This is a genomic window from Streptomyces sp. NPDC005004 (assembly GCF_053600675.1).
This window is the reverse complement of sequence record NZ_JBSGAH010000004.1, coordinates 66,820-92,994: the sequence shown is the minus strand read 5'-3', so window position 1 is coordinate 92,994 and position 26,175 is coordinate 66,820. Positions and strand designations below refer to the sequence as shown.

Annotated in this window: 25 protein-coding genes; 16 read left to right on the top strand and 9 right to left on the bottom strand. The window is 73.0% G+C overall.

Annotated features, from left to right (window positions below):
* Positions 1-293 precede the first annotated feature (293 nt).
* Positions 294-743 (top strand): nitroreductase family deazaflavin-dependent oxidoreductase, encoded by a 450-nt coding sequence (locus tag ACWEEU_RS06600; protein WP_385741204.1) that lies wholly within the window; start codon positions 294-296, stop codon positions 741-743.
* Between the two features lie 332 nt (positions 744-1,075).
* Here ACWEEU_RS06600 and ACWEEU_RS06595 read toward each other — a convergent pair whose 3' ends face one another.
* On the bottom strand, positions 1,076-2,062 hold the full coding sequence (locus tag ACWEEU_RS06595) for a cation diffusion facilitator family transporter (protein ID WP_385741201.1): 987 nt from the start codon (positions 2,060-2,062) through the stop codon (positions 1,076-1,078).
* Between the two features lie 156 nt (positions 2,063-2,218).
* Here ACWEEU_RS06595 and ACWEEU_RS06590 point away from each other — a divergent pair, with 156 nt between their 5' ends.
* Both ACWEEU_RS06590 and ACWEEU_RS06585 read left to right on the top strand, forming a co-directional pair.
* Positions 2,219-2,518 carry a DUF4235 domain-containing protein gene (locus tag ACWEEU_RS06590; protein ID WP_385741198.1) on the top strand — a complete coding sequence of 100 codons (300 nt, stop codon included), beginning with the start codon at positions 2,219-2,221 and terminating at the stop codon, positions 2,516-2,518.
* Positions 2,519-2,715: 197 nt separating this feature from the next.
* Positions 2,716-3,096, top strand: a complete 381-nt coding sequence (locus ACWEEU_RS06585; RefSeq protein WP_385741196.1) for an anti-sigma factor antagonist — start codon at positions 2,716-2,718, stop codon at positions 3,094-3,096.
* An 8-nt stretch (positions 3,097-3,104) separates the two neighbouring features.
* Here the strand turns inward: ACWEEU_RS06585 and ACWEEU_RS06580 are convergent, their stop codons facing one another.
* Both ACWEEU_RS06580 and ACWEEU_RS06575 read right to left on the bottom strand, forming a co-directional pair.
* Positions 3,105-3,590: a hypothetical protein gene (locus ACWEEU_RS06580; protein WP_451729236.1), complete on the bottom strand. Its 486-nt coding sequence runs from the start codon at positions 3,588-3,590 to the stop codon at positions 3,105-3,107.
* Complete coding sequence (locus ACWEEU_RS06575) at positions 3,583-4,536, bottom strand: ribose-phosphate diphosphokinase (protein WP_385741190.1); 954 nt, start codon at positions 4,534-4,536, stop codon at positions 3,583-3,585. Before ACWEEU_RS06575 ends, ACWEEU_RS06580 begins: the two co-directional genes overlap by 8 nt.
* A gap of 232 nt (positions 4,537-4,768) precedes the next feature.
* On the opposite strand from ACWEEU_RS06575, the gene ACWEEU_RS06570 reads away from it, so the two are divergent.
* From ACWEEU_RS06570 to ACWEEU_RS06560, 3 genes are all read left to right on the top strand, one after another.
* Positions 4,769-5,398: a DUF4230 domain-containing protein gene (locus tag ACWEEU_RS06570; RefSeq protein WP_385741261.1), complete on the top strand. Its 630-nt coding sequence runs from the start codon at positions 4,769-4,771 to the stop codon at positions 5,396-5,398.
* 85 nt (positions 5,399-5,483) lie between these two features.
* Positions 5,484-6,155, top strand: coding sequence for a VanZ family protein (locus tag ACWEEU_RS06565; protein WP_385741187.1), 672 nt, complete (start codon positions 5,484-5,486; stop codon positions 6,153-6,155).
* Between the two features lie 105 nt (positions 6,156-6,260).
* Entirely contained in the window at positions 6,261-7,493 is a 1,233-nt protein-coding gene (locus tag ACWEEU_RS06560; RefSeq protein ID WP_385741184.1) for a lectin, read from the top strand.
* Between the two features lie 12 nt (positions 7,494-7,505).
* Here ACWEEU_RS06560 and ACWEEU_RS06555 read toward each other — a convergent pair whose 3' ends face one another.
* A complete protein-coding gene (locus ACWEEU_RS06555; RefSeq protein ID WP_385741181.1) occupies positions 7,506-7,751 on the bottom strand; it encodes a hypothetical protein in 246 nt (81 codons plus the stop codon).
* Between the two features lie 141 nt (positions 7,752-7,892).
* Here ACWEEU_RS06555 and ACWEEU_RS06550 point away from each other — a divergent pair, with 141 nt between their 5' ends.
* Positions 7,893-8,933, top strand: a complete 1,041-nt coding sequence (locus tag ACWEEU_RS06550; RefSeq protein WP_451729231.1) for a PHP domain-containing protein — start codon at positions 7,893-7,895, stop codon at positions 8,931-8,933.
* A 244-nt stretch (positions 8,934-9,177) separates the two neighbouring features.
* On the opposite strand, the gene ACWEEU_RS06545 is transcribed toward ACWEEU_RS06550, so the two are convergent.
* Both ACWEEU_RS06545 and ACWEEU_RS06540 read right to left on the bottom strand, forming a co-directional pair.
* Positions 9,178-10,467: an ROK family protein gene (locus ACWEEU_RS06545; protein ID WP_451729228.1), complete on the bottom strand. Its 1,290-nt coding sequence runs from the start codon at positions 10,465-10,467 to the stop codon at positions 9,178-9,180.
* 134 nt (positions 10,468-10,601) lie between these two features.
* Positions 10,602-13,781 (bottom strand): cytochrome P450, encoded by a 3,180-nt coding sequence (locus ACWEEU_RS06540; RefSeq protein ID WP_451729225.1) that lies wholly within the window; start codon positions 13,779-13,781, stop codon positions 10,602-10,604.
* A 208-nt stretch (positions 13,782-13,989) separates the two neighbouring features.
* On the opposite strand from ACWEEU_RS06540, the gene ACWEEU_RS06535 reads away from it, so the two are divergent.
* The 4 genes from ACWEEU_RS06535 to ACWEEU_RS06520 all read left to right on the top strand — a co-directional run bounded on the left by ACWEEU_RS06535 (position 13,990) and on the right by ACWEEU_RS06520 (position 17,953).
* Positions 13,990-14,643, top strand: a complete 654-nt coding sequence (locus tag ACWEEU_RS06535) for a helix-turn-helix transcriptional regulator (protein ID WP_385741170.1) — start codon at positions 13,990-13,992, stop codon at positions 14,641-14,643.
* A 111-nt stretch (positions 14,644-14,754) separates the two neighbouring features.
* The gene (locus tag ACWEEU_RS06530; RefSeq protein ID WP_385741167.1) at positions 14,755-15,249 is read left to right on the top strand and encodes an FBP domain-containing protein; all 495 of its coding nucleotides are present in this window, start codon (positions 14,755-14,757) and stop codon (positions 15,247-15,249) included.
* A gap of 73 nt (positions 15,250-15,322) precedes the next feature.
* Positions 15,323-16,576, top strand: a complete 1,254-nt coding sequence (locus tag ACWEEU_RS06525) for an FUSC family protein (protein WP_385741164.1) — start codon at positions 15,323-15,325, stop codon at positions 16,574-16,576.
* A gap of 117 nt (positions 16,577-16,693) precedes the next feature.
* Positions 16,694-17,953: a lactonase family protein gene (locus tag ACWEEU_RS06520; protein WP_451729220.1), complete on the top strand. Its 1,260-nt coding sequence runs from the start codon at positions 16,694-16,696 to the stop codon at positions 17,951-17,953.
* Here ACWEEU_RS06520 and ACWEEU_RS06515 read toward each other — a convergent pair.
* Together ACWEEU_RS06515 and ACWEEU_RS06510 are read right to left on the bottom strand one after the other, a co-directional pair.
* Positions 17,921-18,640 (bottom strand): DUF2470 domain-containing protein, encoded by a 720-nt coding sequence (locus ACWEEU_RS06515; protein WP_451729217.1) that lies wholly within the window; start codon positions 18,638-18,640, stop codon positions 17,921-17,923. The genes ACWEEU_RS06520 and ACWEEU_RS06515 overlap by 33 nt on opposite strands.
* Before the next feature lie 202 nt (positions 18,641-18,842).
* Positions 18,843-19,448 carry a TetR/AcrR family transcriptional regulator gene (locus ACWEEU_RS06510; protein ID WP_385741156.1) on the bottom strand — a complete coding sequence of 202 codons (606 nt, stop codon included), beginning with the start codon at positions 19,446-19,448 and terminating at the stop codon, positions 18,843-18,845.
* 120 nt (positions 19,449-19,568) lie between these two features.
* On the opposite strand from ACWEEU_RS06510, the gene ACWEEU_RS06505 reads away from it, so the two are divergent.
* A complete protein-coding gene (locus ACWEEU_RS06505) occupies positions 19,569-21,167 on the top strand; it encodes a cytochrome P450 (protein ID WP_451729213.1) in 1,599 nt (532 codons plus the stop codon).
* Here ACWEEU_RS06505 and ACWEEU_RS06500 read toward each other — a convergent pair.
* Complete coding sequence (locus ACWEEU_RS06500) at positions 21,132-21,968, bottom strand: pentapeptide repeat-containing protein (protein ID WP_451729210.1); 837 nt, start codon at positions 21,966-21,968, stop codon at positions 21,132-21,134. The genes ACWEEU_RS06505 and ACWEEU_RS06500 overlap by 36 nt on opposite strands.
* Before the next feature lie 115 nt (positions 21,969-22,083).
* Between ACWEEU_RS06500 and ACWEEU_RS06495 the strand changes: the two genes are divergently transcribed.
* From ACWEEU_RS06495 to ACWEEU_RS06480, 4 genes are read left to right on the top strand one after another with little or no spacing between them, the layout of a single operon-like run.
* Positions 22,084-22,839, top strand: coding sequence for a (Fe-S)-binding protein (locus ACWEEU_RS06495; RefSeq protein ID WP_385741150.1), 756 nt, complete (start codon positions 22,084-22,086; stop codon positions 22,837-22,839).
* Positions 22,836-24,314, top strand: a complete 1,479-nt coding sequence (locus tag ACWEEU_RS06490; protein ID WP_451729206.1) for a LutB/LldF family L-lactate oxidation iron-sulfur protein — start codon at positions 22,836-22,838, stop codon at positions 24,312-24,314. Before ACWEEU_RS06495 ends, ACWEEU_RS06490 begins: the two co-directional genes overlap by 4 nt.
* Positions 24,311-25,012 (top strand): LutC/YkgG family protein, encoded by a 702-nt coding sequence (locus ACWEEU_RS06485; protein WP_451729203.1) that lies wholly within the window; start codon positions 24,311-24,313, stop codon positions 25,010-25,012. Before ACWEEU_RS06490 ends, ACWEEU_RS06485 begins: the two co-directional genes overlap by 4 nt.
* Positions 25,009-26,163 carry a betaine/proline/choline family ABC transporter ATP-binding protein gene (locus tag ACWEEU_RS06480; protein ID WP_451729200.1) on the top strand — a complete coding sequence of 385 codons (1,155 nt, stop codon included), beginning with the start codon at positions 25,009-25,011 and terminating at the stop codon, positions 26,161-26,163. The genes ACWEEU_RS06485 and ACWEEU_RS06480 overlap by 4 nt, the downstream gene beginning before the upstream one ends.
* Positions 26,164-26,175 lie beyond the last annotated feature (12 nt).

Below are 26,175 nucleotides of genomic sequence, written 5' to 3'. Positions count from 1 at the left end.
GCACCCATGGGGCGACGGCAAGTTCGGCCAGATCGGTGATCCCGCGGATCTGGCCGAAGAGCGTGGCCGTCATGGGTGGGCGAGCTCCGGTTCCGGCCGTTCCGGATCGCACTTCGCTTCTTCTCGGCCAGGTTACTCGGTTGCTTTCAGCCACTTTCAGTCTCGCGGCTCGGGGGGTGTTCCGGCCACCGCTGCGCGGTATGGATGATTGCGGCGCCCGCCGGTGTTACGGCAGGTCGCAGGAGCAAACCGTCCGAGCACTACGCCGTCTGACCGAGAAAGAGGACGAGGCAATGCCGCTTGAGGGCGAGTACGAGCCCAGCCCGGCCCAGTGGGTGCGCGAGCAGGTCGAGCTGTACGAGGGGTCCGGCGGGACCAAGGGGACGACGCTGCAGGACACCGGACTCCCGGTGATCATCCTGACCACCCGGGGCGCGCGCAGCGGCAAGATCCGCAAGACGCCGCTGATGCGGGTGGAGCACGACGGGAAGTACGCGGCGGTCGCCTCCGTCGGCGGCGCGCCCAAACACCCCGTCTGGTACTTCAACGTCCAGGCCGACCCGGCGGTCGAACTCCAGGACGGCCCCGTCAAGCAGGACATGCGCGCCCGCGAGGTGACCGGCGCGGAAAAGGCCGAGTGGTGGGAGCGGGCGGTGGCCGCCTTCCCGCCGTACGCCGAGTACCAGGAGAAGACGGACCGGGAGATCCCCTTGTTCGTGCTGGAGCCGGTGGACCCCCGCTGAGCGGGCGCGCTCATTTTTTCGGGGGTACGGGCGCGGACCGGGCCGCGGGACTGCGGCGGCGCGGTCCGCGCGGGTCGTGCGGGTCGTGCGGGTCGTGCGGGTCGTGCGGGTCGTGCGGGTGGTGCGGGTCGGCCCGGAGGTTCTTACGGGCCCCCGGGCCGGGAGGCTGGTGTGGGCGCGGACCAGGGAGCCGGTGGTGATCGGACCCCGGAACGACCCTGCGGGCCGGGGCCCGCGAGCCGGGGTGGCCGAACTCGTCGACCCCGTGCGGGAGCGGCACCGGTTTTCGCGGGAGGTGCGCATGAACCGCCCCCGGGCCGGGCACTCGCCGGTCAGGCCCCGCCGCGTTCCCCCGTCGCGGCGGGGCTCTCCTGTGTTCCGGTGGCTCCGTCGCGGTCGGTGACGTCGAGGAAGATCCGGTCGGCGTCGGGGAACGTCTGCGCGACCGACCGCTTGATCCGTACGGCGACCTCCTCGACCCGCTCGCTGTCCAGCCCCGGCACCAGGTCCACCCGCGCGGCCACCAGCGTGGAGTCGATGCCGGTCTTCATCGTGAACAGCGCCTCCACGCTGTCGATCTCCGGCTGCGCGCACAGCAGCGCGCGGATGCGGGCGGTCAGTTCGGGGTCGGCGGCCTCGCCGATGAGCTGGTCGCGGGCCTCGCGCCCGAGGCGGTAGGCGATGTAGACGAGCAGTGCGCCGATCACCATGGAGGCGGCGGCCTCCCAGACGACCTGCCCGGTCACCATGTGCAGCGCCATGCCGACGGCGGCGAGGGTGACACCGAGCACCGCCGTGCCGTCCTCGGCGATCACCGTGCGCAGGGCGGGGTCGCTCAGATCGGCGGAGCCGCCGCCCTTGCGGCGGGCCTGGTACACCGCGCGGAGCAGGGAGAGCCCCTCAGCGACGAACGCGACGCCGAGCACGACGAGTCCCGCCACGTATCCGCTGAACTTCTCCTCCGCGCCCGAGCGCAGCGCCTCGAAGCCCTGGAAGAAGGAGAAGCAGCCGCCCATCACGAAGATCCCTACGGCCGCGAGGAGGGACCAGAAATACCGCTCCTTGCCGTACCCGAAGGGGTGACGCCGATCGGCCGGACGGCGGCTGCGGCTCAGCGCGGCCAGCAGGAAGACTTCGTTGAGACTGTCGGCGACCGAGTGGGCCGCCTCCGAGAGGAGTGCGGGCGAGCCGGCTAGTACTCCGCCGACCGCCTTCGCCACCGCGATCACCAGGTTGGCGGCGAGTGCCACCAGCACGGTGAACCGGGTGTGCCGGTCGGCCTTGGTCTGCTTGTCGCGCTTGGAGGATGTCCCACTCATCCGTCACCCAATGCCCCGCACCGGCCGGTTCACACGGCGCCGAACGGGCGGGGTGCCGGAACGGGGAAAGGCGGTGAGGGATCGGCGGGAGGGGCGAACGGGTGGCGCGGCCCGCTCGGCCGACAAGAGGGCCGCGACGCGAGGAAGGAGTCTCCCATGGCGAAGAACAGGACCAAGCTTCCCCTCCACTACCAGCCGGTCGGCTTTCTGCTGAGCTGGGCGGGCGGCGCGCTGGCGGGGCTGGCGTTCCGTAAGGTCTGGACGGTCGTCCGGCACGAGGAGCACGCGCCCGACCCGCTCGACCCGGAGCGCGGGTGGGGCGAGATCCTGCTCGCGGCGGCGGTACAGGGCGCGATCTTCGCGGTGGCGCGCAGCGTGGTGGACCGCACCCGGGCGAAGGCGGTCGCCCGCTCGACGGGGAGCTGGCCGCAGCCGCGCCCGGCGAAGCAGCACTGAGCGGCGTCCGCCGACGCACCACTGAGCACCGCGATCAAGCCACGCAATCGCTTACGTACACACAGCTCGATCAGGTTCGAACGACATGCGTCAAAGTCGAAGACATATGTCAATCGAACATGCTCAAATTCCTTCTGTCGAAGGCGAGTGGACCGGCGCGGAGTGCGTCACGGGCGCGGGTGGGAGGTGATGTCGTCGTGCGACAGGACCCCACCCCGCCCACCCGGCATCTGCGTGTGCACGAGGACCGGGGTCACACGGTTCTGGAGTTACGCGGCGAGATCGACATCGCCACCGCCGCCGAGATCGCCCCGCTGCTCGACCGTCTCACCGGCCGCCCCGGCGTCCGGCTCGTCCTCGATCTGCGCCCCGTGGAGTTCTTCGACTGCTCCGGGCTCCGCCTGGTCCACCGCGCCCGCGGCCGCCTGCTGGAACGCGGCGGCCGTCTCCACTTGGTCTGCACCCACCCCCTGACCCTCCGCGTCTTCCGCGTCACCGGCCTGACCCGCCTCCTGCCCCCGCACCCGACCCTGGAGTCGGTGATCAACGAGTCGAACGGCGACGCGCAGCCCCGCTGAACGGGCAGTCACCGCGACGGCGCGGTCGCCCGCGCGCGGACCTGGGCGGCCCAGTCCTCCCCCAGGGACTCCGGGATCTTCGTGGTGAGGACCCCGTCGCCGGTGAGCGCGAGCCCCCGGTTGTACGACCCGCCGCCGCAACCGTCGCTCTGGAGGGTGAGCGGCACCTCGGCGGAGGTGTCGATGACAGGCCGGGCGGCCCCCGCCGGAGTGACCCGCAGCCGGACGGGCCCGGAGTCCGGGTCCACGTCCTCCGGCAGGCGGAGGCTCACCTGGGTGATCTCCTCGTCCCGCAGTCGCGACCGCGCGCACACGCCGCGCGCGCACAACTCGGCCACGGCCCCGGCGAGATGCCCGTGCCCCGCCTGTCGGAACATGACACCGACGCCTGCCACGGTGCCCCAGCCGGCGCACGCCTCCCCCCGCGCACATCCCGTCAACCCCAAGAGCAGCACCAGTACGCCCAGCGCGCGCGGCGCGCCCCGCTCACGCATCCTTGGGTTCCTCGAACAGCGCGCTCACCGATTCGCCGTTGTGGATGCGGCGGACGGCCTCGGCGAGGGCGGGGGCGATGGAGAGGACGCGGAGTTTTTCCGGGTGGTCGTCGAGGGGGACCGGGACGGTGTTGGTGCAGACGATCTCCAGAACGTCCGGCTGCTCGCTGAGCCGCTTCAGCGCACCGGCCGCGAACAGCCCGTGCGTACAGGCGACCCGGATCGAGCGCGCCCCCGACTCCCGCAGTTTTCCGAGGAGTTCGAGCACCGTGCTGCCCTTGGCGATCTCGTCGTCCAGCACGATGACGTCGCGCCCGGCGACCTCGCCGATCACGGAGCTGATGCTCACCCGGTCGTCCGCGAACCGCTGCTTCGCGCCCGCCGCCACCTGCGCCCCGATCATCCGCGCGAAGGCCGCCGCCTCCTTGGCGTTGCCGAGGTCCGGGGAGACCACGGTGGTGCGGGAGAGGTCGTACCGCGAGAAGTGCGCGGCCAGTTCGCGCAGCGCGTGCAGATGGTCCACCGGGACGGAGAAGAAGCCGTGCACCTGCGGGGCATGCAGGGTCATCGCGAGCACCCGGCTCGCCCCCGCCGCCACCAGCAGGTCGGCGACGAGACGGCCGCCGAGCGAGATGCGGGGCGCGTCCTTCTTGTCTGAGCGGGCGTAGGAGTAGTGAGGCATCACGACGGTGATCCGGGCCGCCGAGGCACCCCGCGCCGCGTCGCACATCAGCAGCAGTTCGACCAGATGCTCCTGCACCGGCTTGACCAGCGGCTGGATCAGGAACACGTCCCGTTCCCGGCAGTTGGCCTGGAGCTGCACCTCCAGACAGTCGTTGGCGAAACGGCTCACGCGGGTCGGGCTGAGCGGCACTCCGAGATGCGCGCAGACCTCCTCGGCCAGCCGGGGATGGGCACTGCCACTGAAGACGGCGATGTCTCGCACGATCCGCTCCTCGCATGATCCGTACGGGCTGCGCCGCACATGCTAGGGCCTGTCTGACAACTCTCGTCTGCCGCGCGACGCCATGCACGCACCCTCGTCGCGCCGGCGAGGACCTAAGCCATCCCGGCCGTCCGGTCAACTGAGCTGTCTGTGAAGGGATTTGGCGGGCATCTGTTCGGGGGAAGGAGGACCCGTGGACAAGACCAGTTCCGTCAGAGACCTGCCCCGGCGTATGCCGCTGTGGGCCAAAGTGGTGACCGCGATCGTCGTCGTGCTGGTGCTGCTGGTGGCGGGGATACGGCTGGCCGTACTCCCGGGCATCAAGGACCTGTTCGGCACCGACACGCACGACCGTTCGGGCCCCGCGCTCCTGAAGTCCATCCAGGACATGAGCCGTTACGACGCCGCATCCGGCAACTTCCAGGTGGTGGTGGACCTGGAGAAGGACGCCAGGTTCCTCCCCGACGCGCTCCGGGGCACCCGCACGCTGTACGTCGGCGCGGGCACCGTGGACGCCTATGTGGACCTCGGGCGGCTCGGCAAGAACGACGTGAGCGTGAACAAGGACCGCACCTCGGCCACCCTCCACCTGCCGCACGCCCGGCTCGGCAAGCCCGCACTGGACCCGGACCGCTCCTACGCCGTCTCCAAGCAGCGTGGACTGCTCGACCGCCTCGGTGACTTCTTCTCGGACAACCCCAACGGCGAGCAGGCGGTGCAGAAACTCGCCGTCAAGCACATCGGCGAGGCCGCGAAGGACAGCGAACTGACCACCCGCGCCGAGACCAACACCACCGACATGCTCCAGGGCCTGCTGCGCTCCCTCGGCTTCGAGAAGGTGCGCGTCACCTACGGCTCCTGAACACACCCCCCGCATGCGGGCACCCACGCACCCGCACCCGTACAGCCCCTGAACGCAACATCCGCATCCCCGCCTGGAGGACCGCATGGCCCGTACCGCCCCCCGCCTGCCCGCCGCGCTGCGCCTGCCGAGGCGAGGTGAGCGGCCGGAACGGAAGGCGAAGGCCGGCCGGGCGAGCGCTCCCGCGAAGGCCGGCACTTCCGCCGCCCGAACCCACCGGCCGGGCCTCCTGGCGAGGGTCCGCCGGACCAGCGCCCCGCAGAAGGCGGCGCCGCCGTCGGGCCCCCGGCCGCTCCCGCTCCCCCTGCGGCTGCCGATCATGCTGCTGGCCTTCGTCTTCATGGTGGCCTTCGCCATCCTCCTCGCCCGGGTCACCCTGGAGCCCTCCCCGGCCTCGGTGGCGCTGACCCACAGCAATCTGCACCCCGGCCGCTCGCTGCGGGCGTACCTCGACTACGCCTCCGTACACGACGTGATCCGCCAGCTCGGCGGGAACATCCTGCTCGGGGTGCCGTTCGGCGTGCTGGTGCCGGTGCTCGCCCCGCGCGCCCGGGGTGTGGTCCAGGTCCTCGCGCTCACGGCGCTGGTGATGCTGATGGTCGAGCTGACGCAGGGCGCGCTCATCACCGGGCGCGCCTTCGACATCGACGACGTCATCCTCAACACGGCCGGATCACTGCTGGGCTGGGCGCTGCTGGGCCGTCGCCTGGGCCGGGCGGTGCACGCGCGGCGGGTGCGCGAGCCCGCCGGCGCCTGAGGCGCGGAGGGTCTCCGACTTCTGGTCCGTACCAAGGTATTGACGTGCCATCAGTTCACTCCTTGAATCGAGGTGCAGGAGACCCCCCACGTGAAACGGAGAGCCATGGCCACCCCACGCCTGCTCCGCAGATGCCTGTTCGCGGCCCTCTCTGCCGCGTTGATCGGCACGGCGGCCGTCGCGCCCGCGCACGCCGGTACGGCGGCGCCCACCGCGGCGGCCGTCACCACGTTCTCCGACACCTTCGACGGACCCGCGGGCTCCGCGGTCAACTCCTCGAAGTGGACGCAGGAGACGGGTGACAACGTCAACAACCACGAGCGGCAGTACTACACCTCGGGCACCAACAACGCGGCCCTGGACGGCCAGGGCCATCTGGTGATCACCGCCAAGAAGGAGAACCCGGCGGGCTACCAGTGCTGGTACGGCACCTGCCAGTACACCTCGGCCCGGCTGAACACCTCGGGCAGGTTCAACGCGCAGTACGGCCATGTCGAGGCGCGGATGAAGATCCCGCGCGGGCAGGGCATGTGGCCCGCGTTCTGGATGCTCGGCACCCCGGTGAACTGGCCGGACTCCGGTGAGATCGACGTGATGGAGAACGTCGGATTCGAGCCCTCCACGGTGCACGGCACGATCCACGGCCCCGGCTACTCCGGCTCGGGCGGCATCGGCGCCGGTTACTCGCTGCCGAACGGCCAGGCGTTCGCGGACGCCTTCCACACCTTCGCGGTCGACTGGGCGCCCGACTCGATCACCTGGTCCGTGGACGGCAACGTCTACCAGCGGCGCACCCCGGCCGACCTGGGCGGCAGGACCTGGGTGTTCAACAAGCCGTTCTTCCTGATCCTGAACCTCGCGGTCGGCGGCTACTGGCCGGGCGACCCGGACGGCTCGACCCAGTTCCCCGCGCAGCTCGTGGTGGACTCGGTGTCGGTGACGACCGCCGACGGAGCCGCGGGCAAGGCCATCCGGGGCCTGGCGGGCAAGTGCGTGGACGTGGCCGCGGCAAACTCCGCGAACGGCACCCCGGTCCAGCTCTACGACTGCAACGGCACCGCCGCGCAGCAGTGGACGGTCGGCTCGGACGGGACGGTCCGGGCGCTCGGCAAGTGCCTGGACGTCGTGGACAACAGCACGGCGGACGGCGCCAAGGTCCAGCTCTGGGACTGCACGGGCGGCCCGAACCAGAAGTGGGTGGTGTCGTCGGCCAACGACATCGTCAATCCACAGGCCAACAAGTGTCTGGACGTGACCGACAACAACTCGGCCAACGGCACCCGGCTCCAGATCTGGACCTGCGGCGGAGGCGCCAACCAGAAGTGGACGGTCGGCTGAGCCGACCGGGACTCAGCGCGGCTTCCAGGTGAACTTGTCGCCGCCGACCCAGCGGATCACATCCGGATCGTCCAGGTCGTGGATGACGATCCCCCGGGCGGCGGCGACCTCCAGCACCTCGGTGATGGACGTGACCTCGCCGATCACCTCACCGTCGATCTCCATGATCCGGAAGGGCGGCTGCCCCGGCTTGCCGGGGCACACCCCGAGCACCAGGACCCGCGGCTTCGACATGTACGGAGCTGATTGTTCGGTCATGTTCTGAAGCCTAGAACGCCACGGACCGGGACGACTCGTCCAGGTGCGCCGGACCGGCGGCGCCCGCCGTGCGCCGTGGGCAGGGGTGGGGAACGCTGGAGGTCCCCGTGCGGGCGGGGTGCCCCGAGCCGGAGGTGACGCATGGATCCCGTCGCGGCCCTGGACCGGATCGCCTTCCTCCTAGAGCGCTCGCTGGCGCCCACCTACCGGGTACGGGCCTTCCGGACCGCCGCCCGGGTCCTCGCGGAGCTGCCCGAGGAGGAGATCGCAGGGCGGGCGGCCGCCGGATCGCTGGAGTCGCTCAAGGGGATCGGCCCGAAGACCGCCCAGGTGGTGCGCGAGGCGCTGGCCGGTGAGGTGCCCGGCTATCTGAGCGCGCTGGAGGAGGAGGCCGGGGCACCGCTCACCGACGGCGCGGGCCAGGGGCTGCGGGAGCTGCTGCGCGGTGACTGCCACACCCACTCCGACTGGTCGGACGGCGGCAGCACGATCGAGGAGATGGGCCGGGCGGCGGCCGCGCTCGGTCACGAGTGGACCGCGCTGACCGACCACTCCCCCCGGCTCACCGTGGCCCGCGGCCTGTCCCCCGGGCGGCTGCGCGAGCAGTTGGACGTGATCGAGGAGCTGAACGCCCGCTGGGCGCCGTTCCGGCTGCTCACCGGCATCGAGTGCGACATCCTGGACGACGGCTCGCTGGACCAGGAGCCCGAGCTGCTCGACCGCCTGGACGTGGTGGTGGTCTCGGTGCACTCCAAGCTGCGGATGGACGCCCGCGCGATGACCCGGCGCATGGTGCGGGCCGTACGGAGCCCGCACGCGGACGTCCTCGGCCACTGCACCGGCCGGCTGCTCGCCGGGAAGAAGCGCCCCGAGTCCGCGTTCGACGCCGCCGAGGTGTTCGCGGCCTGCGCCGAGTCGGGCACCGCCGTGGAGATCAACAGCCGCCCCGAACGCCTCGACCCTCCCAGGCGGCTGCTGCGGGAGGCGGTGGCCGCGGGCACCCTGTTCTCCATCGACACCGACGCCCATGCGCCCGGCCAGCTCGACTGGCAGATCCTCGGCTGCGCCCGCGCCGAGGAGTGCGCGGTGCCGCCGGAGCGGGTGGTGACCACCTGGACGGCCGACGAACTGCTCGGCTGGACGCGCGAGGGCCGGGTTCCCGAGCGGGCGGCGGCGCGCTGACCAGCGGCGTCGGACGTGACGGGGGTCACCGCCCCGGCAGGAACGACCGAGCGGCACGGACCGTTGTAGACGGTGTGGGACGCGGTCGACCGACCGGCCGCAGCGCCCACCCGCCCCGGCCGTGCGTCCCCCCGTCACGGCCGGGGCTCTTCTTTTTCAGTCTTTTACGGCTTTTCAGGCTTTTACAGCCTCTTTTTCAGGCTTTTCGGCGTTTTCCCTCGGTTCGCGGTCTTCTACCGTGCGCTCAGCGCGGCGTCCGCTCCTCCAGGGCCGTCTGCCAGGCGGGCAGCCGGTCCCCGGGTGCGGGTTCGGCGCGGCGGCCGCCGCGGGCGAAGAAGTCGGCCAGCGGCAGGATCGCCGCGCCCACGGTCACCGCGTCCGGGCCGAGGCGGCCCAGCTCGATGGTCACCCGGTCGGCCGGGTGGCGCAGCGCGTAGGTGGCCGCGTGGCGGCGCACGGCGGGCAGGAAGCGGGTGCCGAGCTGGAGTCCGGCCCAGCCGCCGATCAGGATGCGCTCGGGCTGGAAGAGGTTGATCAGGTCGGAGAGCCCGGCGCCCAGGTACTCGGCGGTCTCCTCGAGGACCGCGAGGGCCACCGGGTCGGGCTCGGTGCCGTCGGCCGGGTAGGCGGCGGCGAGCATCGCGGTGAGCGCGGTCTCCTCGTCGGTGCCCTCCGGCGGACGTCCGCCCTCCTCGCGCCAGCGGGCCAGCAGCGACTCGGCACCCGCGTACGCCTCCAGGCACCCCGGCGCCCCGCAACGGCACCGGCGCCCGCGCACCCGTACGGTCAGATGCCCCCACTCCACGGCCCGCCCCTGCTCCACGTCGGGGGCGACCAGACAGGCACCGACACCGGAGCCGAAGAGGACGACCAGGGCGTTGCGGGCGCCGCGTCCCGCGCCGAACCACATCTCGGCCTGGCCCAGCGTCTTGGCGCCGTTGTCGATGAAGTACGGAACGTCGTCGGGGAGTTGAGACGTCGCCCGGAGCAGCCGCTCCAGCGGGACACCGTCCCAGCCGATGGTCTGCCCGTGCACCACGGCGCCCTCGTCGGCGGTGTGCTCGATGATGCCGGGGACGCCGACCCCGACGCCGAGCAGGCGGGCGGGGACGGCCGCCTCGGAGGCGAGAACCTCGGCGATGCCGTCGCGGATGTGGCCGACGATCACGTCGACGTCGTAACTCTGCGGGGCCAACGGGTGTTCCACGCGGGCCAGTTCGGTGAGAGCGAGGTCGAACAGCTCGACGCGGACGCGGGTCTCGCCCACGTCGACGCCGATCATCTGGCCGCTGTGCGGGGCGACGCGGAGCAGGGTGCGCGGGCGGCCGCCGTCGGAGTCGACACTGCCCGCCTCCTCGACCAGGCCGTCCGCGACGAGGTCCGCGACCACGTTGCTCACCGAGCCGGAGCTGAGTCCGGTGGCCGGGCCGAGTTCGAAGCGGCTCAAGGGGCCGTCGAAGTAAAGCCGTTGGAGCACGGCCGTGCGGTTGCCCCGCCTCAGATCGCGTACCGTGCGCCCGTTCCGCCCCGCCATGTGGCCCCTTCCGAACCGTGCCCGACCTGCAACATACCTCTCCTGGCAGGCCGGGCACGATGCCGGGGCGCCCTTATCTCATGCTGTGAGCTAAGGCGTGGAGTGGTGAGCCACGGCGCTCGGCGGGCTCGGGATCACCCGGCCGCGTACACGTCCTCGACGTAACGCCCGTCCGCCACCAGCGAGTCGAGCCAGCGGACGGCGTCGGTCTCGGCGGCGCCGGGGACGCGCTCCCGGTACAGGGTACGGAACGCCTCCCGAACGCCGGGGGCCATCCGGGAGCCGTCGCCGCAGACGTACACCCGCGCTCCGGCGGTGAGGAGGTCCCAGACCTCGTCAGCCTCGGCGGCGATGCGGTGCTGGACGAAGAGGGCGCCGTTCTCGGGGGCGGCGCTGAAGGCGGGGCGCAGCGAGACGGCTCCGGCGGCCTCGGCGGCGCGCAGTTCCTCGGCGTGGAGGTAGTCCGCGTCGGGGGCGTCGCAGCCGAAGTACAGCAGCGCGGTGGGCAGTTCGGCACCCTGGGCGCAGGCGGCCGCGCGGTCCGCCACCGCTCCGCGGAAGGGGGCGAGGCCGGTTCCGGCGCCGATCATCACGACCGGGGCCGAGCCGTCGACGCGGAACACCTCGCGGCAGGGCTGGACGCGGGCGTACACCGTGTCGCCGGGCTTGAGGGCGGCCAGGTGGTTCGAACCGGTGCCCCGGTAGCGGCCCTTGCCGGAGCGGGCGGGGGCGTCGAGCACGGAGACCATGAGGTCGGCGTGGTGCGGGTCGCCCGCCGGGGAGGAGGAGACGGAGTAGTGGCGGGGGCGCATCGGGGTGAGCAGGTCGAGCAGCAGGGGCCAGCCGAGGGCACCGCGCAGGGCGGGGTGGTCCTCGACGATCTCCAGCAGGGTGCGCGGGTCGTCGCCGGGCAGGGCGGCCAGCGCGGCGCGCTCGGGCGGGCAGGGGTTGGCCCCGGCGAGCAGGTCGAGCTGGCGGCGGTTCGGGCGCTCCTGCAACTCCACGTGGTGGGTGAGGAGTTCGCGCACCGTCAGCGGGCGGTCGACGGCGAGGCCGTCGCGGCGCGGGCGGGTGGCGCGGATGTCCAGGACCGCGTCGGGGTCGACGCCGAGGGCGGCGACGGCGCGGTCCACGAGGTCCGGGTCGTTCGCGGGGAGCACGGTCAGGTGGTCGGCGGTGCGGTAGGTGACGCCCTCGGGGAGGGCGACGCGCAGGAACCGCTTGACGCGCGGGTGACCGGGCGCGGTGAGGTCGTGGGCCTCGGTGACGGTCATCGGGACCAGGCCGTGCCGTTCGACGGCGGCGTCGAGGGGGCCGCCGGGCAGGACGCGGACCTCGTAGGCGGCCTCGGGCTCGTCGGCCGCGGCGGCCGAGCCGATGGCGTCCGGGTCGCCGTACTCCCGGAGCAGCGCGGTGCGCAGTTCCGCGGTGAAGTCGCGGACGGTGCCGGTGAGGTCGCCGGAGGCGTCGGCGGCGGCGCGCCCGGTGAGCCGGGTGGCGCCGAGTTCGGCCAGACGGGTGTCGATCCTGGTGGGGACGTGCTGGTAGGTCGCGGCCCAGTTGCGGTCGCCGACGCCGAGGACGGCGTGGGTGACGCCGGTGAGGTCGTGGTCGCCGTCGAGCCAGGCGTGGAAGGCGGTGGCGTCGTCGGTGGGGCGGCCGTTGTAGGAGGCGGCGGTGATCACCACCGGGCGGTCGGTGGGCAGGCTGTCGGCGTAGGCGTCGAGCGGGGCGACCTCGGTGGCGCAGCCGAGGGCGGCGGCCTCGTCCGCGAGCTGGGCGGCGAACTCGCGGCAGGTGCCGTAGTTGCTGCCGTGCAGGAAGAGGGCTGCGGTGCCGGGGCGCACCCGGGCCGGGAGGGTGGCGGCGGCGCTGTCCTGGGCGGCGGTGGCCGGGACGGCGCCGGGGAGCGTGGCGTGGGCGCGGTCGGCGGGGGTGCGGGGGGTCAGGGCGAGCGTGAAGCCCTCGGGCTTGAGGGTCAGCGTCTCCTTGATGTCGAGCACGTAGTCGGCGTGGTCGTGCAGCCGGTAGCGGTGGACCAGCATGGCGAGCAGCATGGTGGCCTCGTGCAGCGCGAACTGCCGTCCGATGCAGGCGCGTTCGCCCGTGCCGAAGGGCTTGAAGGCGTGCACCGGGCGGGCCGCCTCGGCCTCGGCGGTGAACCGCTCGGGGTCGAACAGCTCGGGGTTGTCGCCCCACACGTCCTGGCGGTGCAGCATCGGGACGAGCACGCTGACGGCCTGCCCGGCGCGCAGCGGGATGCGGCCGCCGAGCAGGGTGTCCTCGCGGGCCTCGCGGCTGAAGGCGGCGGCGGTGGGCCACAGCCGCAGCGCCTCGTTGAGCACCTGGCGGGTGTAGGTGAGCCGGCCGACCTCGTCGTACGTCGGCTCGGGGTCGGCGGCGGAGCCCCACAGCGCGTCGGCCTCGCGCTGGACGAGCCGCAGCGCGGCCGGGTGCTTGGCCAGGTAGTAGAGGGCGAAGGACATCGCCCCCGAGGTGGTCTCGTGCCCGGCGATCAGGAAGGTGATGACCTGGTTGCGGATGTTGGCCGTGTCCAGGGTGGTGCCGTCGGCGGGGTGCCGCGCGGTCAGCATCAGGCCGAGGAGGTCCTGGGCCTCGCTCTGGTCGGTGCCGGTGCGGGCGGCGATCACCTCGTCGACGACGCCGGCGAGGTAGTCGGCGTCGGCCTTGAAGGCCGCGTCGGCCGCCGTGTAGTCGCCGCCCGGGACGCGGGCGAGGCGGGTCATGCTCCACTCCAGGCAGCGCACCATCGCCTCGACGAAGGGGTGCGGCTCGTCGCGGTCGAAGGAGCCGAAGTCGTAGTCGAATCCGGCCAGGCCGATGGTGTCGAGGGTCATCCGGGTCATGTCGTCGGGGACGTTCACCGGGCGGCCGGCACCGGCGGCGCGGTCCCAGGACTCGATCAGGCGGCGGGCGACCTTGAGCATGACCGGGTGGTAGGCGCGCATGGAGCCGAGCGCGAAGGCGGGCATGAGGATGTCGTGGGCCTTGGCCCAGTTCGGCTCGTCGTTGTAGGCCGTGAACAGGCCGTCCGCGGCGAAGGCGCGCACGTTCTCCAGGGCGGGCCCGATGTGCTTGGTGAACCGGTCCTCGTCGGCCAGCTCGGCGACGAGGTCGGCGTCGGCGACGAACAGCGCGTCCCGCCCGTGCAGTCGGCGCACCAGCGCCGGGCCGTGGGTGCGCATCAGGCCCATGACCTGCTGGATCGGGGTGCGGCCGGGACCGGTGGCACTGATGTCCACGATGGGGACGCCGGGGTCGACGGGCTCGGGGAGCGGTGCTGTGGGGGGCATGGCGCGGCAACTGCCTTTCGCGGGGCGGGAGTCCTGTGTTCCAGACTGGCGCTCCGGCGGGGACGGGCCGTGCCACGGCACTACACGTTCGTGTAGCCGAAAGTCGTCGCGGGCACTTGCGCGAGGGGTTCTCGTGGAGCCCGTAAGTTGCCGCTGACCTGTGCTTTCGTCTTGGATGGGGCAGGCTTTGCACAGCGGGAGGCACCGGATGGACCTGGGGCGGACGGATGGCGTGGTGTGGCGCAACCGTGCCCTCACCCTCTTCGACCGGGTGCCGATGCCGGTCGCCGTCTGTGACGTGTACGGCGTGGTGCTGCTGGCGAACCCGGCGATGGCGGCCGAGTGCGGCACGACCCCGGGACGGCTTCGCGGCCGGGACGTGCTGAGCGTGTTCCGGCCCCGGGAGACCGGCCAGGTGGAGCGGATCGCCGAGGCGCTGCGACTGCGCCACCGCTCGCGCTACGAGGTCTCGGTGAGCTGGAGCGCGCCCGGCGGCGCGGAGCGGTTCGGGGAGCTGACGGCGGACCCGGTGAGCGACAGCGTGGACGCGACCCCGGCGCTCCTGGTGATGCTGCGGGTGCGCGGTGAGCGGGGGGCGCGGCGGGGGCCGGAGCCCGCGCGGGTCACGGAGACCGAGGGCCGGGTCCTGGCGCTGCTGGCCGGGGGCGCCACGACGGACCGTGCCGCCCGCGAGCTGGGCCTGAGCCGGGACGGGGTCGCCTATCATCTGCGCCGCCTGTCGGCCCGCTGGAGCGCGACCAACCGCACGGAGCTGATCGCCCGCGCCTACGCGCTGGGCGTGCTCGTGCCAGGGGTGTGGCCGCCGGAGGCGCGAGGAAGCGGGCCGGAGCAGGACCGGTGACCGGCGTCGACGGGCTCGGCCGCTAAAACCATTCGCCACCCCCCTGCCGCCTACATATGCTCACCCTGCACCTAGACCCCCTAGGTTCCCCAGTCGTATCCGGAGGACCCCATGCGACCGCTCACCGAGCAGGACATCCGCGCCTCGTTCGTCAACTGCTCCAAGGGCGAGGCCAAACGGCTGACAGTCCCGCGTGACCTGGCCGAACGACCCTGGGAGGACCTCGATTTCCTCGGCTGGCGCGATCCGGGGGCGCCCGACCGCAGCTATCTGGTCGTGGAGCGGGCGGGCGGTCTCGCGGGGGTGGCCCTGCGCTTCCCGCCCGCGCGCCACGGGTTCCTGCACCGCAGCATGTGCTCGGTGTGCCTGACGACCCATCGCGGCGGCGGGGTGTCCCTGATGACGGCCCGCAAGGCCGGCCCGGCCGGGCGCGAGGGCAACTCGGTCGGCGTGTACATGTGTGCCGACCTGGCGTGCTCCTTGTACGTGCGCGGCTTGAAGGTGCCCGACTCCGGCACGCGGTTCGAGGAGAGCCTCACCGTGCGGGAACAGATCGACCGCGCGAACGCCAACCTGGCGGCGTTCGTGGACAAGCTGCACACATGAGTCACACACGTCACACGAACGGTCCTCTTTCGGCCCCGTTCACCGGCCGCCCGGAACGGGAACAGGGCATGGGATGCCAGACGTACGGAAATGGACAGCCGGACTGCGGCGCCTGATCGCGCGCCGTCGCGAACCGGTGGTCGTGCAGACATTGCGGTCGGCCTTCGCGGCGACGATCGCCTATGTCGTCGCGCTCCGGCTCAGCCCGGAACCCGCCCCGCTGACCTCGCCCCTGACCGCGCTGCTGGTCGTCCAGGTCACGTTCTACGCCACGCTCACCAACGGCATCCGCCGGGTGAACGCGGTGGTCGCGGGGGTCGTGGTCGCCATCATCTTCAGCCTGCTGGTCGGGCTGACCTGGTGGAGCCTGGCCCTGCTGATCGTGTCCGCGCTGACGGTGGGCCATCTCGTGCGCGTGCACGAGTACGTGGTCGAGGTGGCGATCAGCGCCATGCTGGTGCTCGGGGTCACCACCGTCGGCTTCACGGCGTGGGCGCGGATCGTGGAGACCCTGATCGGCGCGATCACGGGCATGGCCTGCAATCTGCTGCTGCCGCCGCCGGTGTGGGTGGACGAGGCGGGCCGCTCGATCGACGGGCTGGCCCGCCAGCTGCGGCAGTTGATGCTCCGGATGGGTGAGGAGGCCGCAGGCGCCGTTCCCTGGGAGCAGGCGGCCGAGCGGCTGCACGAGGCCCGCCGCATGGACCACGACATCGTCGAGGTCGACGCCTCGCTGCGGCAGGCGGAGGACAGCCTGCGGCTCAACCCGCGCGTCAAGGAGGGGCTGCTGCACCGGGTGGTGCTGCGCACCGGCCTGGACACGCTGGAGATCTGCACGGTCGTCCTGCGTGTGCTGGCCCGTTCCTTCACCGACCTGGCGAAGGCGCGGGGCGGCCGGGAGCTGTTCCCGCCGCCGGTGGGGGCGACCGTTCAGCAAGTGCTGTCCGAGGTGGCGGACGCGGTGGTCAGCTTCGCGGTGCTGGTCACCACCGACCTCAGCGCGAACGCCGAGTCGGCGGAGGCCCGGCTCACCGCCGAACTGCACACGGCGGCGGCCACCCGCGACCGGCTCGCGGAGCTGATCAAGGAGGAGGTCCGCTCGGACTGGGCCAACTGGCAGCTCATGGGCGCGGTGCTGACCGAGGTGAGCCGCATCATCGACGAGATGGACACCGAGCACCGCAGCCGTCGTCTGCTGGAGGAGCTGGACCGCGTGGCCCGGCAGCAGCGGGCGCGCCTGCCCCGGATGAACCGGCTGCGCGAACGGCTCGGCGTCCAGGAGGATCTGTGGCGCACCCGCACGGGAGCCGGGCGCCGCTCCCGCTGAACCGGGCCGCCCGGCCGGGTCGCGCCACCCGCCCGCCTTGCCTTCCCGGGGCGCGCCGCGCCAAGGTGGCCATGACGTACGGGACGTGAGAGCACCGAGGGGCGGCTGAGGCACGGGATGTACGGCACGGACGGCGCCGGGGACGGGAACGCGGGCGCACGGGTGCGCGGAAGCTGGAACAGGCGCCGGTTCGTCGGCGCCCTGGCGGGCGCGGCGGCCGTGGTGACGGTGCCCTCCCCGGCGCCCCCGGAGGAGCCCGCCACGGACGGCGCCGCGGCGGACGGAACCGCGTCGGAGGCGGGCGGCGGGAAGCACGCTCCCGAGAGCCGCCCGGCACCCCGCGCCGGCACCGGACCCCACCCCCTCTACCTCGGCACCTACACCTCCGGCGAGAACGGCGGCAAGGGCATCGGCAAGGCGTCGTACGACCCGGAGACCGGCCACGTCACCGGCCCGGGCGTCCTGGCGGAGGTCCCGGACCCGTCGTTCCTGGCGGTGCACCCCGATGGCCGCACGCTGTACGCGGTGGACGAGCGCGACGAGGGCGCGGTGACCGCCGTACGGCTCGCGGACGGGGCGGTCCTCGGCAGCCGGAGCACGGGCGGCTCCGCACCCTGCCATGTGTCGGTGCATCCGGGCGGGCGCTGGCTGCTGAGCGCGAACTACGGCTCGGGCAGCGTCGCCGTGCACCCCCTGGACGCCTCGGGCGCTCCCGGTGAGCGCACGGCGCTGGTCACCCATACGGCGCCGTCCCCGGGCCCGGGCCAACAGGGCCCGCACGCGCACCAGTTCCTCACGGCGCCGGACGGGGAGCACGTCCTCGCGGTCGACCTCGGCACCGACACGGTCTACACGTACCGCCTCGACACCACGCACGGCACGCTCACCGAGGTGTCCCGGGCGGCCACGCGGCCGGGCGCGGGGCCGCGCCATCTGACCTTCCACCCGGGCGGCCGGTACGCCTATCTGGCCAACGAGGTGGACGACACGGTCGCCGTCTGCGCGTACGACGCCTCCAGCGGCCGTCTGACGATCGGTGAACCGCGGCCCAGCGGCTCGCGCGACGGGGTGACCAACTATCCGGCGGAGTTCGTGGTGAGCGCCGACGGCGCATACGCGTTCCTCGCCAACCGGGGTGACAACACCGTCGCCCGGTACGCCGTCGAGGCCGACGGCGCACGACTGCGGCTGCTGGGCACGGTGCCGGTGGAGGGGGACTTCCCCCGGCAGATCGCGCTGTCCCCCGACGGCCGGCTGCTGTTCTCGGCGAACCAGCGCTCCGGCACGGTCAGCGTGTTCCGTGTGGACGGCGGGAAACTACGCCTTACGGGCGAGCCGTTCGCGTCACCGGTCGCCGTCTGCGCGGTGCCGCTGTAGGGCACGCGGACAGGCGGCGGCCTGGGAGAGCAGGGCGTGCATCCGCTCGGTGAGCTGCGAGACGTCGTCTGCGGGCGCGTGGAAGGCCAGGCGCACGTCGCCGTGGGCGCGGGTGCGCTCGATGCGCAAAGTGAGTCCGTGCCGGTCCACGGCGACGGGGACGACCCGGGTCGCGGCGTACAGGCTCTCGGGCCGCACCAGGCGGGTCAGCCGCTCCACCGCGTCCGGGTGGGCGTCCGCCAGATGGGTGAGCAACTGCGCCTCGGCGAGGGCCAGCGGGTCGGGCCGGGCGGCGGCGAACTCGTCGAGGCCGACGACCTGGGTGCCCGAGGGCAGCCGGAGGACCACCCTGGCGGGCCGGAACCGCAGCGCACCGGCGTCCCGCGAGAGCCGGCCGGCGATCCAGAGCCGGGCCCGGATGCGCCGGCGCACCGGCACCGGGGCCACGTCGGCGAACTCCAGCACGGCACCGGGTTCACCGCGCGGCGCGCACAGGGCCGCCGTGTGCAGCGCGCTGTCCTCGGGGACGTCGAGCAGCACCCCGCCGTCCTCGGTCACGGAGTGCGCGCCGACGTACTCCTCCCGGACACTCTCGGCGGTCACCGCGCACGACCACGCGGCCGCGAGGACCGACCTCGCCCGCTCCGCCGCTCCGGGGCTGGCCGCCCAGTCCTGCGTGTCACCCATCCCGAGCCCTCCTTAGGTAAGCCTTGCCTAACTTATCGAAGATCGGGGCGCAGGCCAACCACGCCGCGCCGCACGGGTGACCCGAGGACTCCCGGGGGAGCGCCAACCGGCCACCGCCTCGCAGGACTTCGGCAGCCGCCGGGGAGTCGCGAAATGCCGTGCGGAAGCCACGAGGCGAACGGCGAGGGCCGGGAGGCGCCTGCTAGGCGATGACGCCGAGCAGCGCCCGCGCGCACAGCTCGCGGACCTCTTCGCGGTCCGGGGTGCCCTCGCGCAGCCACTCCAGGCAGACGGCGGTGGTGAAGGCCAGCCAGCCGCGCACCGCGAGCCGGGCGGGCGCGGCGTCCTCGAAACGCGGCCCGAACTCGGGGTCGGCGGCGAGCGCGGCGAGGATCTGCCGCTCCTGGGCGGCGAGCGCCCGCCGGTAGACCCGGCGCACGGCCTGGTCACCGGCCGCGTCGGCACGGTGGAAGGCGCGGAAGCCGTGGGCATGGGTCTCGACGTAGGTCAGATAGGTGTCCAGCCCTGCGGCGAGCTGCTCGCGCACCGGCACACCGGGTACCGGCGCGGTCATGCGCAGCATCCGCTCGCTCTCGCGCTCGACGACCGCCGCGAAGAAGTCCCGCTTGTTCGGGAAGTAGTGGTAGAGCAGCCCCCGCGAGACCCCGGCGATCTCGGCAACCCGCTCGATCCACACGTCGTCGTACGGGCTCTCGGAGAACAGCCGGGCGCCGACCGAGAGCAGTTGCTCGCGGCGCTCCTGGGTGCTGAGTCTGCGCCGGGCGCGTTCCCCCTCGTTCGCGGCCATGCGGCCACCTTACTTGACGCGGATTCAACAAGCGGACCAGACTGAACCGGCTATTGAACTCGCGTACAACACGCGGGGATCGCAGGCACAACCGTCCGCTGGATCAAGGGAGATCGCGCCATGGCGGAGACGACGGAGCGCGGGCTGCCGAAGGGGTTCCGCAGCGCCGAGCACGGCTGGCCGGAGCTGGACCGCATCCCGCACCCGGCGCGCCGGCTGCCGCTGGTCGGTGACGTGGTGGGCGTGGACCGCCGCCGCCCGCTCCAGGACTCGATGCGCTTCGGACGGGAACTGGGACCGGTCTTCCGGCGGCGGGCGTTCGGCAAGGAGTTCGTGTTCGTGTGGGGCGCGCGGCTCGCCGCCGATCTCGCCGACGAGTCGCGCTTCGCCAAGCACGTCGGCCTCGGGGTCGCCAATCTGCGGCCGGTCGTCGGGGACGGCCTGTTCACGGCGTACAACCACGAGCCCAACTGGCAGCTCGCGCACGACGTCCTGGCGCCCGGCTTCAGCCGCGAGGCCATGGAGACCTACCACGGCATGATGCTGTCGGTCGCCGGGCGGCTGACCGCCCACTGGGACGGTGAGCTGGCGGCCGGACGCACCGTGGACGTGCCAGGGGACATGACCAAACTGACCCTGGAGACCATCGCGCGCACCGGCTTCGGGCACGACTTCGGCTCCTTCGAGCGGGACCGCCCGCATCCCTTCGTCCGGGCGATGGTCGGCACCCTCACCTACGCCCAGCGCCTGAACAGCGTGCCCGGCCCGCTGGCCCCGTTGCTGCTGCGCACCGCCGCCCGGCGCAACGCGGCCGACATCGCCCATCTCAACCGCACGGTCGACACGCTGGTGGCCGCGCGGCGCGGCTCGGGCGGCGGCAGCGGCGGCTCCGGCGGCGGCAGCGGGGACCTCCTGGACCGGATGCTGGAGACCTCCCACCCCGTCACCGGGGAGCGGCTCTCGGCGGAGAACGTCCGCAAGCAGGTCATCACCTTCCTGGTCGCGGGCCACGAGACGACCTCGGGCGCGCTCTCCTTCGCCCTCTACTACCTCGCGCGGCACCCGGAGATCGCCGCCCGCGCCCGCGCCGAGGTGGACCGCGTCTGGGGCGACACGCCCGAGCCGGGCTACGACCAGGTCGCCAAGCTGCGCTACGTGCGCCGGGTCCTGGACGAGTCGCTGCGGCTGTGGCCGACCGCGCCCGCCTACGCCCGTGAGGCCACGCGGGACACCGTGCTGGCCGGGGAGCACCCGATGCGCCGGGGCGCGTGGGCGCTGGTGCTGCTGCCGCTGCTGCACCGCGATCCCGAGGTGTGGGGCGAGGACGCCGAGCGCTTCGACCCGGACCGTTTCGACGCCAAGGCGGTACGCGGCCGGGCGCCGCACACCTTCAAGCCGTTCGGCACCGGCGCGCGGGCCTGCATCGGCCGCCAGTTCGCGCTGCACGAGGCCACCCTCGTGCTCGGCCTGCTGCTGCGCCGCTACGAGCTGCGGGCCGATCCCGGCTACCGGCTGGAGGTCACCGAGCGGCTGACGCTGATGCCGGAGGGGCTGCGGCTGGGGCTGGAGCGGCGGGGGCCGGTGGCGGCGGGCGTCTCGGCGGGACGTGTGGCGGGGGCGGGTTCCGAGTCCGCCGCGTCGGGGGCGGACTACGACTCCGAGTCCACCGCGTCGGGCTCCGGTTCAGCCGGTTGTCCAGTGCACCGGGCGGACCAGTGACCCCGGCAGCCGGGTACCCGGACCGCCCTTGGCCGCGTTGAGCTGCGGCTGGGTGACGAAGAGGGCGCCGGTGAGGTCGGCGTCGGCAAGATCGGCGTCACGCAGGTCGGCGCCTATCAGATCCGCGCCCCGCAGATCGGCGCCGGTGAGGTCGGCCGCTATCAGACAGGCGCCGCGCAGACTGACCCCGCGCAGGTCGGCGTCCTTGAGGCGGGCGCCGGTCAGATCGGCGCTCCGGCGGTCCCTGCCCTGCTTCCGGCCGATCCCCCGCCGGGCCGACTCACTTACCTGAAGCAGGAGTTGGGCCACCTCGTGCCAGTGGGCGTCGAGGTCCAGCGCGGCCAGCGCCTCGGCCTCCCTCCCGGCCAACTCCTCGGTCCGCTCCCGTGCTTGCCGCAGCTCGGGGTGGAACGGCCGGGCGGCGTCCAGTGCCAGTGCCTCGGCGAGGTACCAGAGCAGTTCGTGCAGTCGGCGGACCACGGGGAACACGTCGAACATCAGCCGGGCCCCGGCCCGTTCGCCACCGCGCCAGTCCCGGCCGCCGAAGGTGACCTGGGAGACGCGCTGCCCCGCGCCGAAGCAGTCGTAGACCGTGCAGCCGGCGAAGCCCCTCTCGCGCAGTCCGGTGTGGATGCCGCAGCGGTGGTCGCCGCGAAGGTTGGGGCAGGGCTTCCCCGCGGGCTTGTCCAGGGCGAAGCCGGAGGAGGCGGCGAACGGCAGCGCGACACAGCACAGCGCGAAGCAGCGCGCGCAGTCGGCGCGCAGGACGGAGCGGTCGGTCATACGTTCGTGTTCCGGCATGGCGGGCAGCCTACCGACCTGCTGACCTGCGCGGCTTTTCGTTTTTCGAGGGGCCCGCCTGGCTAGGCTGCGAGGGTCCGCCCGCCGAGAGGGAGCCGAGCCCCGAGGAGCCGCGATGCGTGTCGCCCTGTTCCTGACCTGTGTCAACGACACGCTCTATCCGGACACCGGGCGCGCCGTGGTGAGACTGCTGACCCGTCTCGGTGTCGAGGTGGACTTCCCGATGGCGCAGACCTGCTGCGGCCAGGCGCATTACAACACCGGCTACCGGCACGAGACGGAACCGCTGGCCCGGCACTACGCGGAGGTCTTCGGGGAGTACGACGCGATCGTCACCCCCTCCGGCTCGTGCGCGGCGATGGTCCGCGAGCTGTATCCGCGCCTGGGCGAGCGGGCGAGCGCCGAGGGGCGCGGCGGCGGGCTCACGGCCACGCTGGCCCCGGTGATCCCGAAGACGTACGAGCTGACCGAGTTCCTGGTGGACGTGCTGGGCGTGACCGACGTGGGCGCCTGGTATCCGCACACCGTGACCTATCACCCCACCTGTCACGGCCTGCGCTCGCTCGGTCTGGGCGACCGGCCGCGCAGGCTTCTCCAGGCCGTCGAGGGGCTGGAGTTGACCGAGCTGCCGGGCGCCGACGAGTGCTGCGGGTTCGGCGGCACCTTCTCGGTGAAGAACGCGGACGTGTCGGCGGCGATGGGCGCGGACAAGGTGCGCAACGCCGAGTCGACCGGCGCCGAGGTGCTGTGCGCGGCCGACAACTCCTGTCTGATGCACCTCGGCGGCACGCTCAGCCGGTCGGGTTCGAAGCTGCGCCCGGTGCACCTCGCGGAGATCCTGGCGAGCACGGAGGAGGACCCGGCCCTATGAGCGCGACGTTCGCGGGTATGCCCGCCTTCCCCGAGGCCGCGCGGGAGGCGCTCGGCGACCGCACCCTGCGCGGGAATCTGCGGCACGCCACGCACACCATCCGCGCCAAGCGTGCCAGGGCCGTCGCGGAGGTGTCCGACTGGGCCGAGCTGCGCGAGGCGGGCAAGCGGATCAAGGACCACACGCTGCGCCATCTCGACCGGTATCTGGAGCGGTTGGAGGAGTCGGTCACGGCGGCCGGCGGCACCGTCCACTGGGCGGCGGACGCGGCCGAGGCCAACCGGATCGTCACCGAACTCGTGCGTGCCACGGGCGAGTCGGAGGTCGTGAAGGTCAAGTCCATGGCCACGCAGGAGATCGAGCTGAACGAGGCGCTGGAGGCTGCGGGCCTCCGCGCCTACGAGACCGATCTCGCCGAGCTGATCGTGCAGTTGGGCGAGGACCGCCCCTCGCACATCCTGGTCCCGGCCATCCACCGCAACCGGGGCGAGATCCGCGACATCTTCCTGACGAAGATGGCGAGTTGGGGGCGCCCGGCGCCCGAGGGCCTGTCCGACGATCCGGCCGAGCTGGCGGAGGCGGCCCGGCTGCATCTGCGGGAGAAGTTCCTGCGGGCCAAAGTCGGCGTGTCCGGCGCCAACTTCATGGTCGCGGAGACCGGCACGCTGGTGGTCGTGGAGTCCGAGGGCAACGGCCGGATGTGTCTGACCCTGCCGGAGACGCTGATCTCGGTGGTGGGCATCGAGAAGGTCGTCCCGGCCTGGCGCGACCTGGAGGTGTTCCTGCAACTCCTCCCCCGCTCCTCCACCGCCGAGCGCATGAACCCGTACACCAGCATGTGGACCGGCACGACCGACGGCGACGGACCCCGCGCCTTCCATCTGGTCCTGCTGGACAACGGCCGCACCGACACCCTCGCCGACGAGGTGGGCCGCCAGGCGCTGCGCTGCATCCGCTGCTCGGCCTGCCTCAACGTGTGCCCGGTGTACGAGCGCGCGGGCGGCCACGCCTACGGCTCGGTCTACCCCGGTCCCATCGGCGCCGTCCTCAGTCCCCAGCTCCGGGGCACGGCAAGCGCGATCGACGCCTCCCTGCCGTACGCGTCCTCGCTGTGCGGAGCCTGCTACGAGGTCTGCCCGGTCGCCATCGACATCCCCGAGGTACTGGTCCATCTGCGCGAACGGGTCGTCGAGGGCGGCCCGGCGGTGCGGAACGGCAACCGGGTGGTGCTCAAGCCCGCCAAGGGGCACGCGGCCGAGCGGGCCGCCATGCGCGCGGCGGGCTGGGCGCTGGCCCGGCCCGGCGTCCTGCGGACCGGGCAGCGGCTGGCCTCCCGCACCCGCGGCTTCCGCCCGCGCACGCTGCCCGGACCCGGCCGGGCCTGGACGGCGACCCGCGACCTTCCGGCCGTACCGGCCGAACCCTTCCGTGACTGGTGGCTGCGCACGCGCGGCGGAAAGGACGACGCGCGATGAGCGCCAGGGAACGGGTCCTCGGCCGGGTGCGCCGCGCGCTCGCGGACGTGCCGCCGGACGACACCCCCTACGACCGGGCGGTCCCGCGCCGCTATCTGCGCGAGCACGGCGAGCGCACCGCCGGGGAGACGGTGGCGCTGCTGGCGGAGAACCTGGCGGACTACCGGGCGGTGGTGCACCGCTGCACGGAGGACGAACTGCCCTCGCTGATCGGCCGGTTGCTGGCCGAACGCGGTTCGCGTTCCGTGCTCGTCCCGGACGGGCTGCCGACGGCGTGGCTGTCCGCCGCAGACGCGAGTCGTGTCGCGGACCGGACCGCGAGCACGCCGTACGAGCTGGACGCGGTGGACAGCGTGGTGACCGGCTGCGCGGTCGCCGTCGCGGAGACCGGCACGATCGTGCTGGACGGCGGGCCGGGGCAGGGCCGCCGCCGGATCACCCTGGTCCCCGACCACCACATCTGTGTCGTCCGCGCCCCCGCGCAGGTCGTGGCGTCCGTGCCGCAGGCCCTCGAACGCCTCTCCCCCACCCGCCCGTCGACCTGGATCTCCGGTCCCTCGGCGACCAGCGACATCGAGCTGGACCGGGTGGAGGGTGTGCACGGACCGCGCACCCTTGAGGTCGTCCTCGCCGGGGTCATCCCTTCGGTCGGCGGGGCCGGGCGGGCGGAGGGGAGCGCGGCTAGCGTGGGGGAATGATCCGGTTCGAGCAGGTCACCAAGCGCTACCCGGACGGCACGACCGCCGTGGACGGGCTGTCGTTCGAGGTGGCCGAGGGCGAACTGGTCACTCTCGTCGGCCCTTCCGGCTGCGGCAAGACGACCACCATGATGATGGTGAACCGGCTCATCGAGCCCACCTCGGGCCGGATCACCGTGGGCGGCGAGGACGTCGCCCGCGTGGACCCGGTGCGGCTGCGCCGCCGTATCGGCTACGTCATCCAGCAGGTGGGCCTCTTCCCCCACCGCACCGTTCTCGACAACACCGCGACCGTGCCCACCCTGCTCGGCTGGAAGCGGGCCAGGGCCCGGGCGCGCGCCGCCGAACTCCTCGACCTGGTCGGGCTCGACCCGAAGACGTACGGCTCCCGCTACCCCGACCAGCTCTCCGGCGGCCAGCGGCAGCGGGTCGGGGTCGCGCGGGCGCTCGCGGCCGATCCGCCGGTGCTGCTGATGGACGAGCCGTTCGGCGCGGTGGACCCGGTGGTGCGCGAACAGTTGCAGGACGAGTTCCTGCGAATGCAGGAGGCGGTCCGCAAGACGGTGCTCCTGGTCACGCACGACATCGAGGAGGCGGTTCGGCTCGGGGACCGGATCGCGGTGTACGGGGAGGGCCGGATCGAGCAGTTCGACACGCCCGGCGCGGTCCTGGGCGCGCCCGCGACCTCGTACGTCGCCGGTTTCGTCGGCGCCGACCGGGGCCTGAAGCGGCTCTCCGTCACCGAGATCGAGCCGGACGACCTCGAACAGCCCCCGGTGGCCCGCCCCGACGAGCCCGCCGCACGCGCCCTGGACCGGCTGCGGGCCGAGGGGGCGCGCTGGGCGGTGGTCCTGGACGCGGACGGGAATCTGCACGGCTGGGTGGGGATCGACGAGCTGGTGGCCGGGGGCACGGTCGGGGACCTGGCCCACCGGATGACGGCGTGGGTGCCGGTGGGCGCGCCGCTGAAGCAGGCGTTCGGGGTGATGCTCCAGTACGACGCGGGGTGGGTCGCGGTCCTCGACGGGGCGCGCTTCCTGGGCGTGCTGACCCCGGCGAAGCTGCACGAGGCGCTGCGGCGGTCGGTGGACGCCGACGCGCTGGGGGTGGCGCGGGGTCAGGTGCGGTTCGACTCGGTGGCGGATGCGTGAGGGGTCTTCCGG

Bases quoted from the DNA above. Each gene is read 5' to 3' on its own strand.
- ACWEEU_RS06600 (WP_385741204.1), top strand. From the start codon at position 294: ATGCCGCTTGAGGGCGAGTACGAGCCCAGCCCGGCCCAGTGGGTGCGC.
- ACWEEU_RS06595 (WP_385741201.1), bottom strand. From the start codon at position 2,062: ATGAGTGGGACATCCTCCAAGCGCGACAAGCAGACCAAGGCCGACCGG.
- ACWEEU_RS06590 (WP_385741198.1), top strand. From the start codon at position 2,219: ATGGCGAAGAACAGGACCAAGCTTCCCCTCCACTACCAGCCGGTCGGC.
- ACWEEU_RS06580 (WP_451729236.1), bottom strand. From the start codon at position 3,590: ATGCGTGAGCGGGGCGCGCCGCGCGCGCTGGGCGTACTGGTGCTGCTC.
- ACWEEU_RS06570 (WP_385741261.1), top strand. From the start codon at position 4,769: ATGCCGCTGTGGGCCAAAGTGGTGACCGCGATCGTCGTCGTGCTGGTG.
- ACWEEU_RS06565 (WP_385741187.1), top strand. From the start codon at position 5,484: ATGGCCCGTACCGCCCCCCGCCTGCCCGCCGCGCTGCGCCTGCCGAGG.
- ACWEEU_RS06560 (WP_385741184.1), top strand. From the start codon at position 6,261: ATGGCCACCCCACGCCTGCTCCGCAGATGCCTGTTCGCGGCCCTCTCT.
- ACWEEU_RS06555 (WP_385741181.1), bottom strand. From the start codon at position 7,751: ATGACCGAACAATCAGCTCCGTACATGTCGAAGCCGCGGGTCCTGGTG.
- ACWEEU_RS06550 (WP_451729231.1), top strand. From the start codon at position 7,893: ATGGATCCCGTCGCGGCCCTGGACCGGATCGCCTTCCTCCTAGAGCGC.
- ACWEEU_RS06545 (WP_451729228.1), bottom strand. From the start codon at position 10,467: ATGGCGGGGCGGAACGGGCGCACGGTACGCGATCTGAGGCGGGGCAAC.
- ACWEEU_RS06540 (WP_451729225.1), bottom strand. From the start codon at position 13,781: ATGCCCCCCACAGCACCGCTCCCCGAGCCCGTCGACCCCGGCGTCCCC.
- ACWEEU_RS06535 (WP_385741170.1), top strand. From the start codon at position 13,990: ATGGACCTGGGGCGGACGGATGGCGTGGTGTGGCGCAACCGTGCCCTC.
- ACWEEU_RS06530 (WP_385741167.1), top strand. From the start codon at position 14,755: ATGCGACCGCTCACCGAGCAGGACATCCGCGCCTCGTTCGTCAACTGC.
- ACWEEU_RS06525 (WP_385741164.1), top strand. From the start codon at position 15,323: ATGCCAGACGTACGGAAATGGACAGCCGGACTGCGGCGCCTGATCGCG.
- ACWEEU_RS06520 (WP_451729220.1), top strand. From the start codon at position 16,694: ATGTACGGCACGGACGGCGCCGGGGACGGGAACGCGGGCGCACGGGTG.
- ACWEEU_RS06515 (WP_451729217.1), bottom strand. From the start codon at position 18,640: ATGGGTGACACGCAGGACTGGGCGGCCAGCCCCGGAGCGGCGGAGCGG.
- ACWEEU_RS06510 (WP_385741156.1), bottom strand. From the start codon at position 19,448: ATGGCCGCGAACGAGGGGGAACGCGCCCGGCGCAGACTCAGCACCCAG.
- ACWEEU_RS06505 (WP_451729213.1), top strand. From the start codon at position 19,569: ATGGCGGAGACGACGGAGCGCGGGCTGCCGAAGGGGTTCCGCAGCGCC.
- ACWEEU_RS06500 (WP_451729210.1), bottom strand. From the start codon at position 21,968: ATGCCGGAACACGAACGTATGACCGACCGCTCCGTCCTGCGCGCCGAC.
- ACWEEU_RS06495 (WP_385741150.1), top strand. From the start codon at position 22,084: ATGCGTGTCGCCCTGTTCCTGACCTGTGTCAACGACACGCTCTATCCG.
- ACWEEU_RS06490 (WP_451729206.1), top strand. From the start codon at position 22,836: ATGAGCGCGACGTTCGCGGGTATGCCCGCCTTCCCCGAGGCCGCGCGG.
- ACWEEU_RS06485 (WP_451729203.1), top strand. From the start codon at position 24,311: ATGAGCGCCAGGGAACGGGTCCTCGGCCGGGTGCGCCGCGCGCTCGCG.
- ACWEEU_RS06480 (WP_451729200.1), top strand. From the start codon at position 25,009: ATGATCCGGTTCGAGCAGGTCACCAAGCGCTACCCGGACGGCACGACC.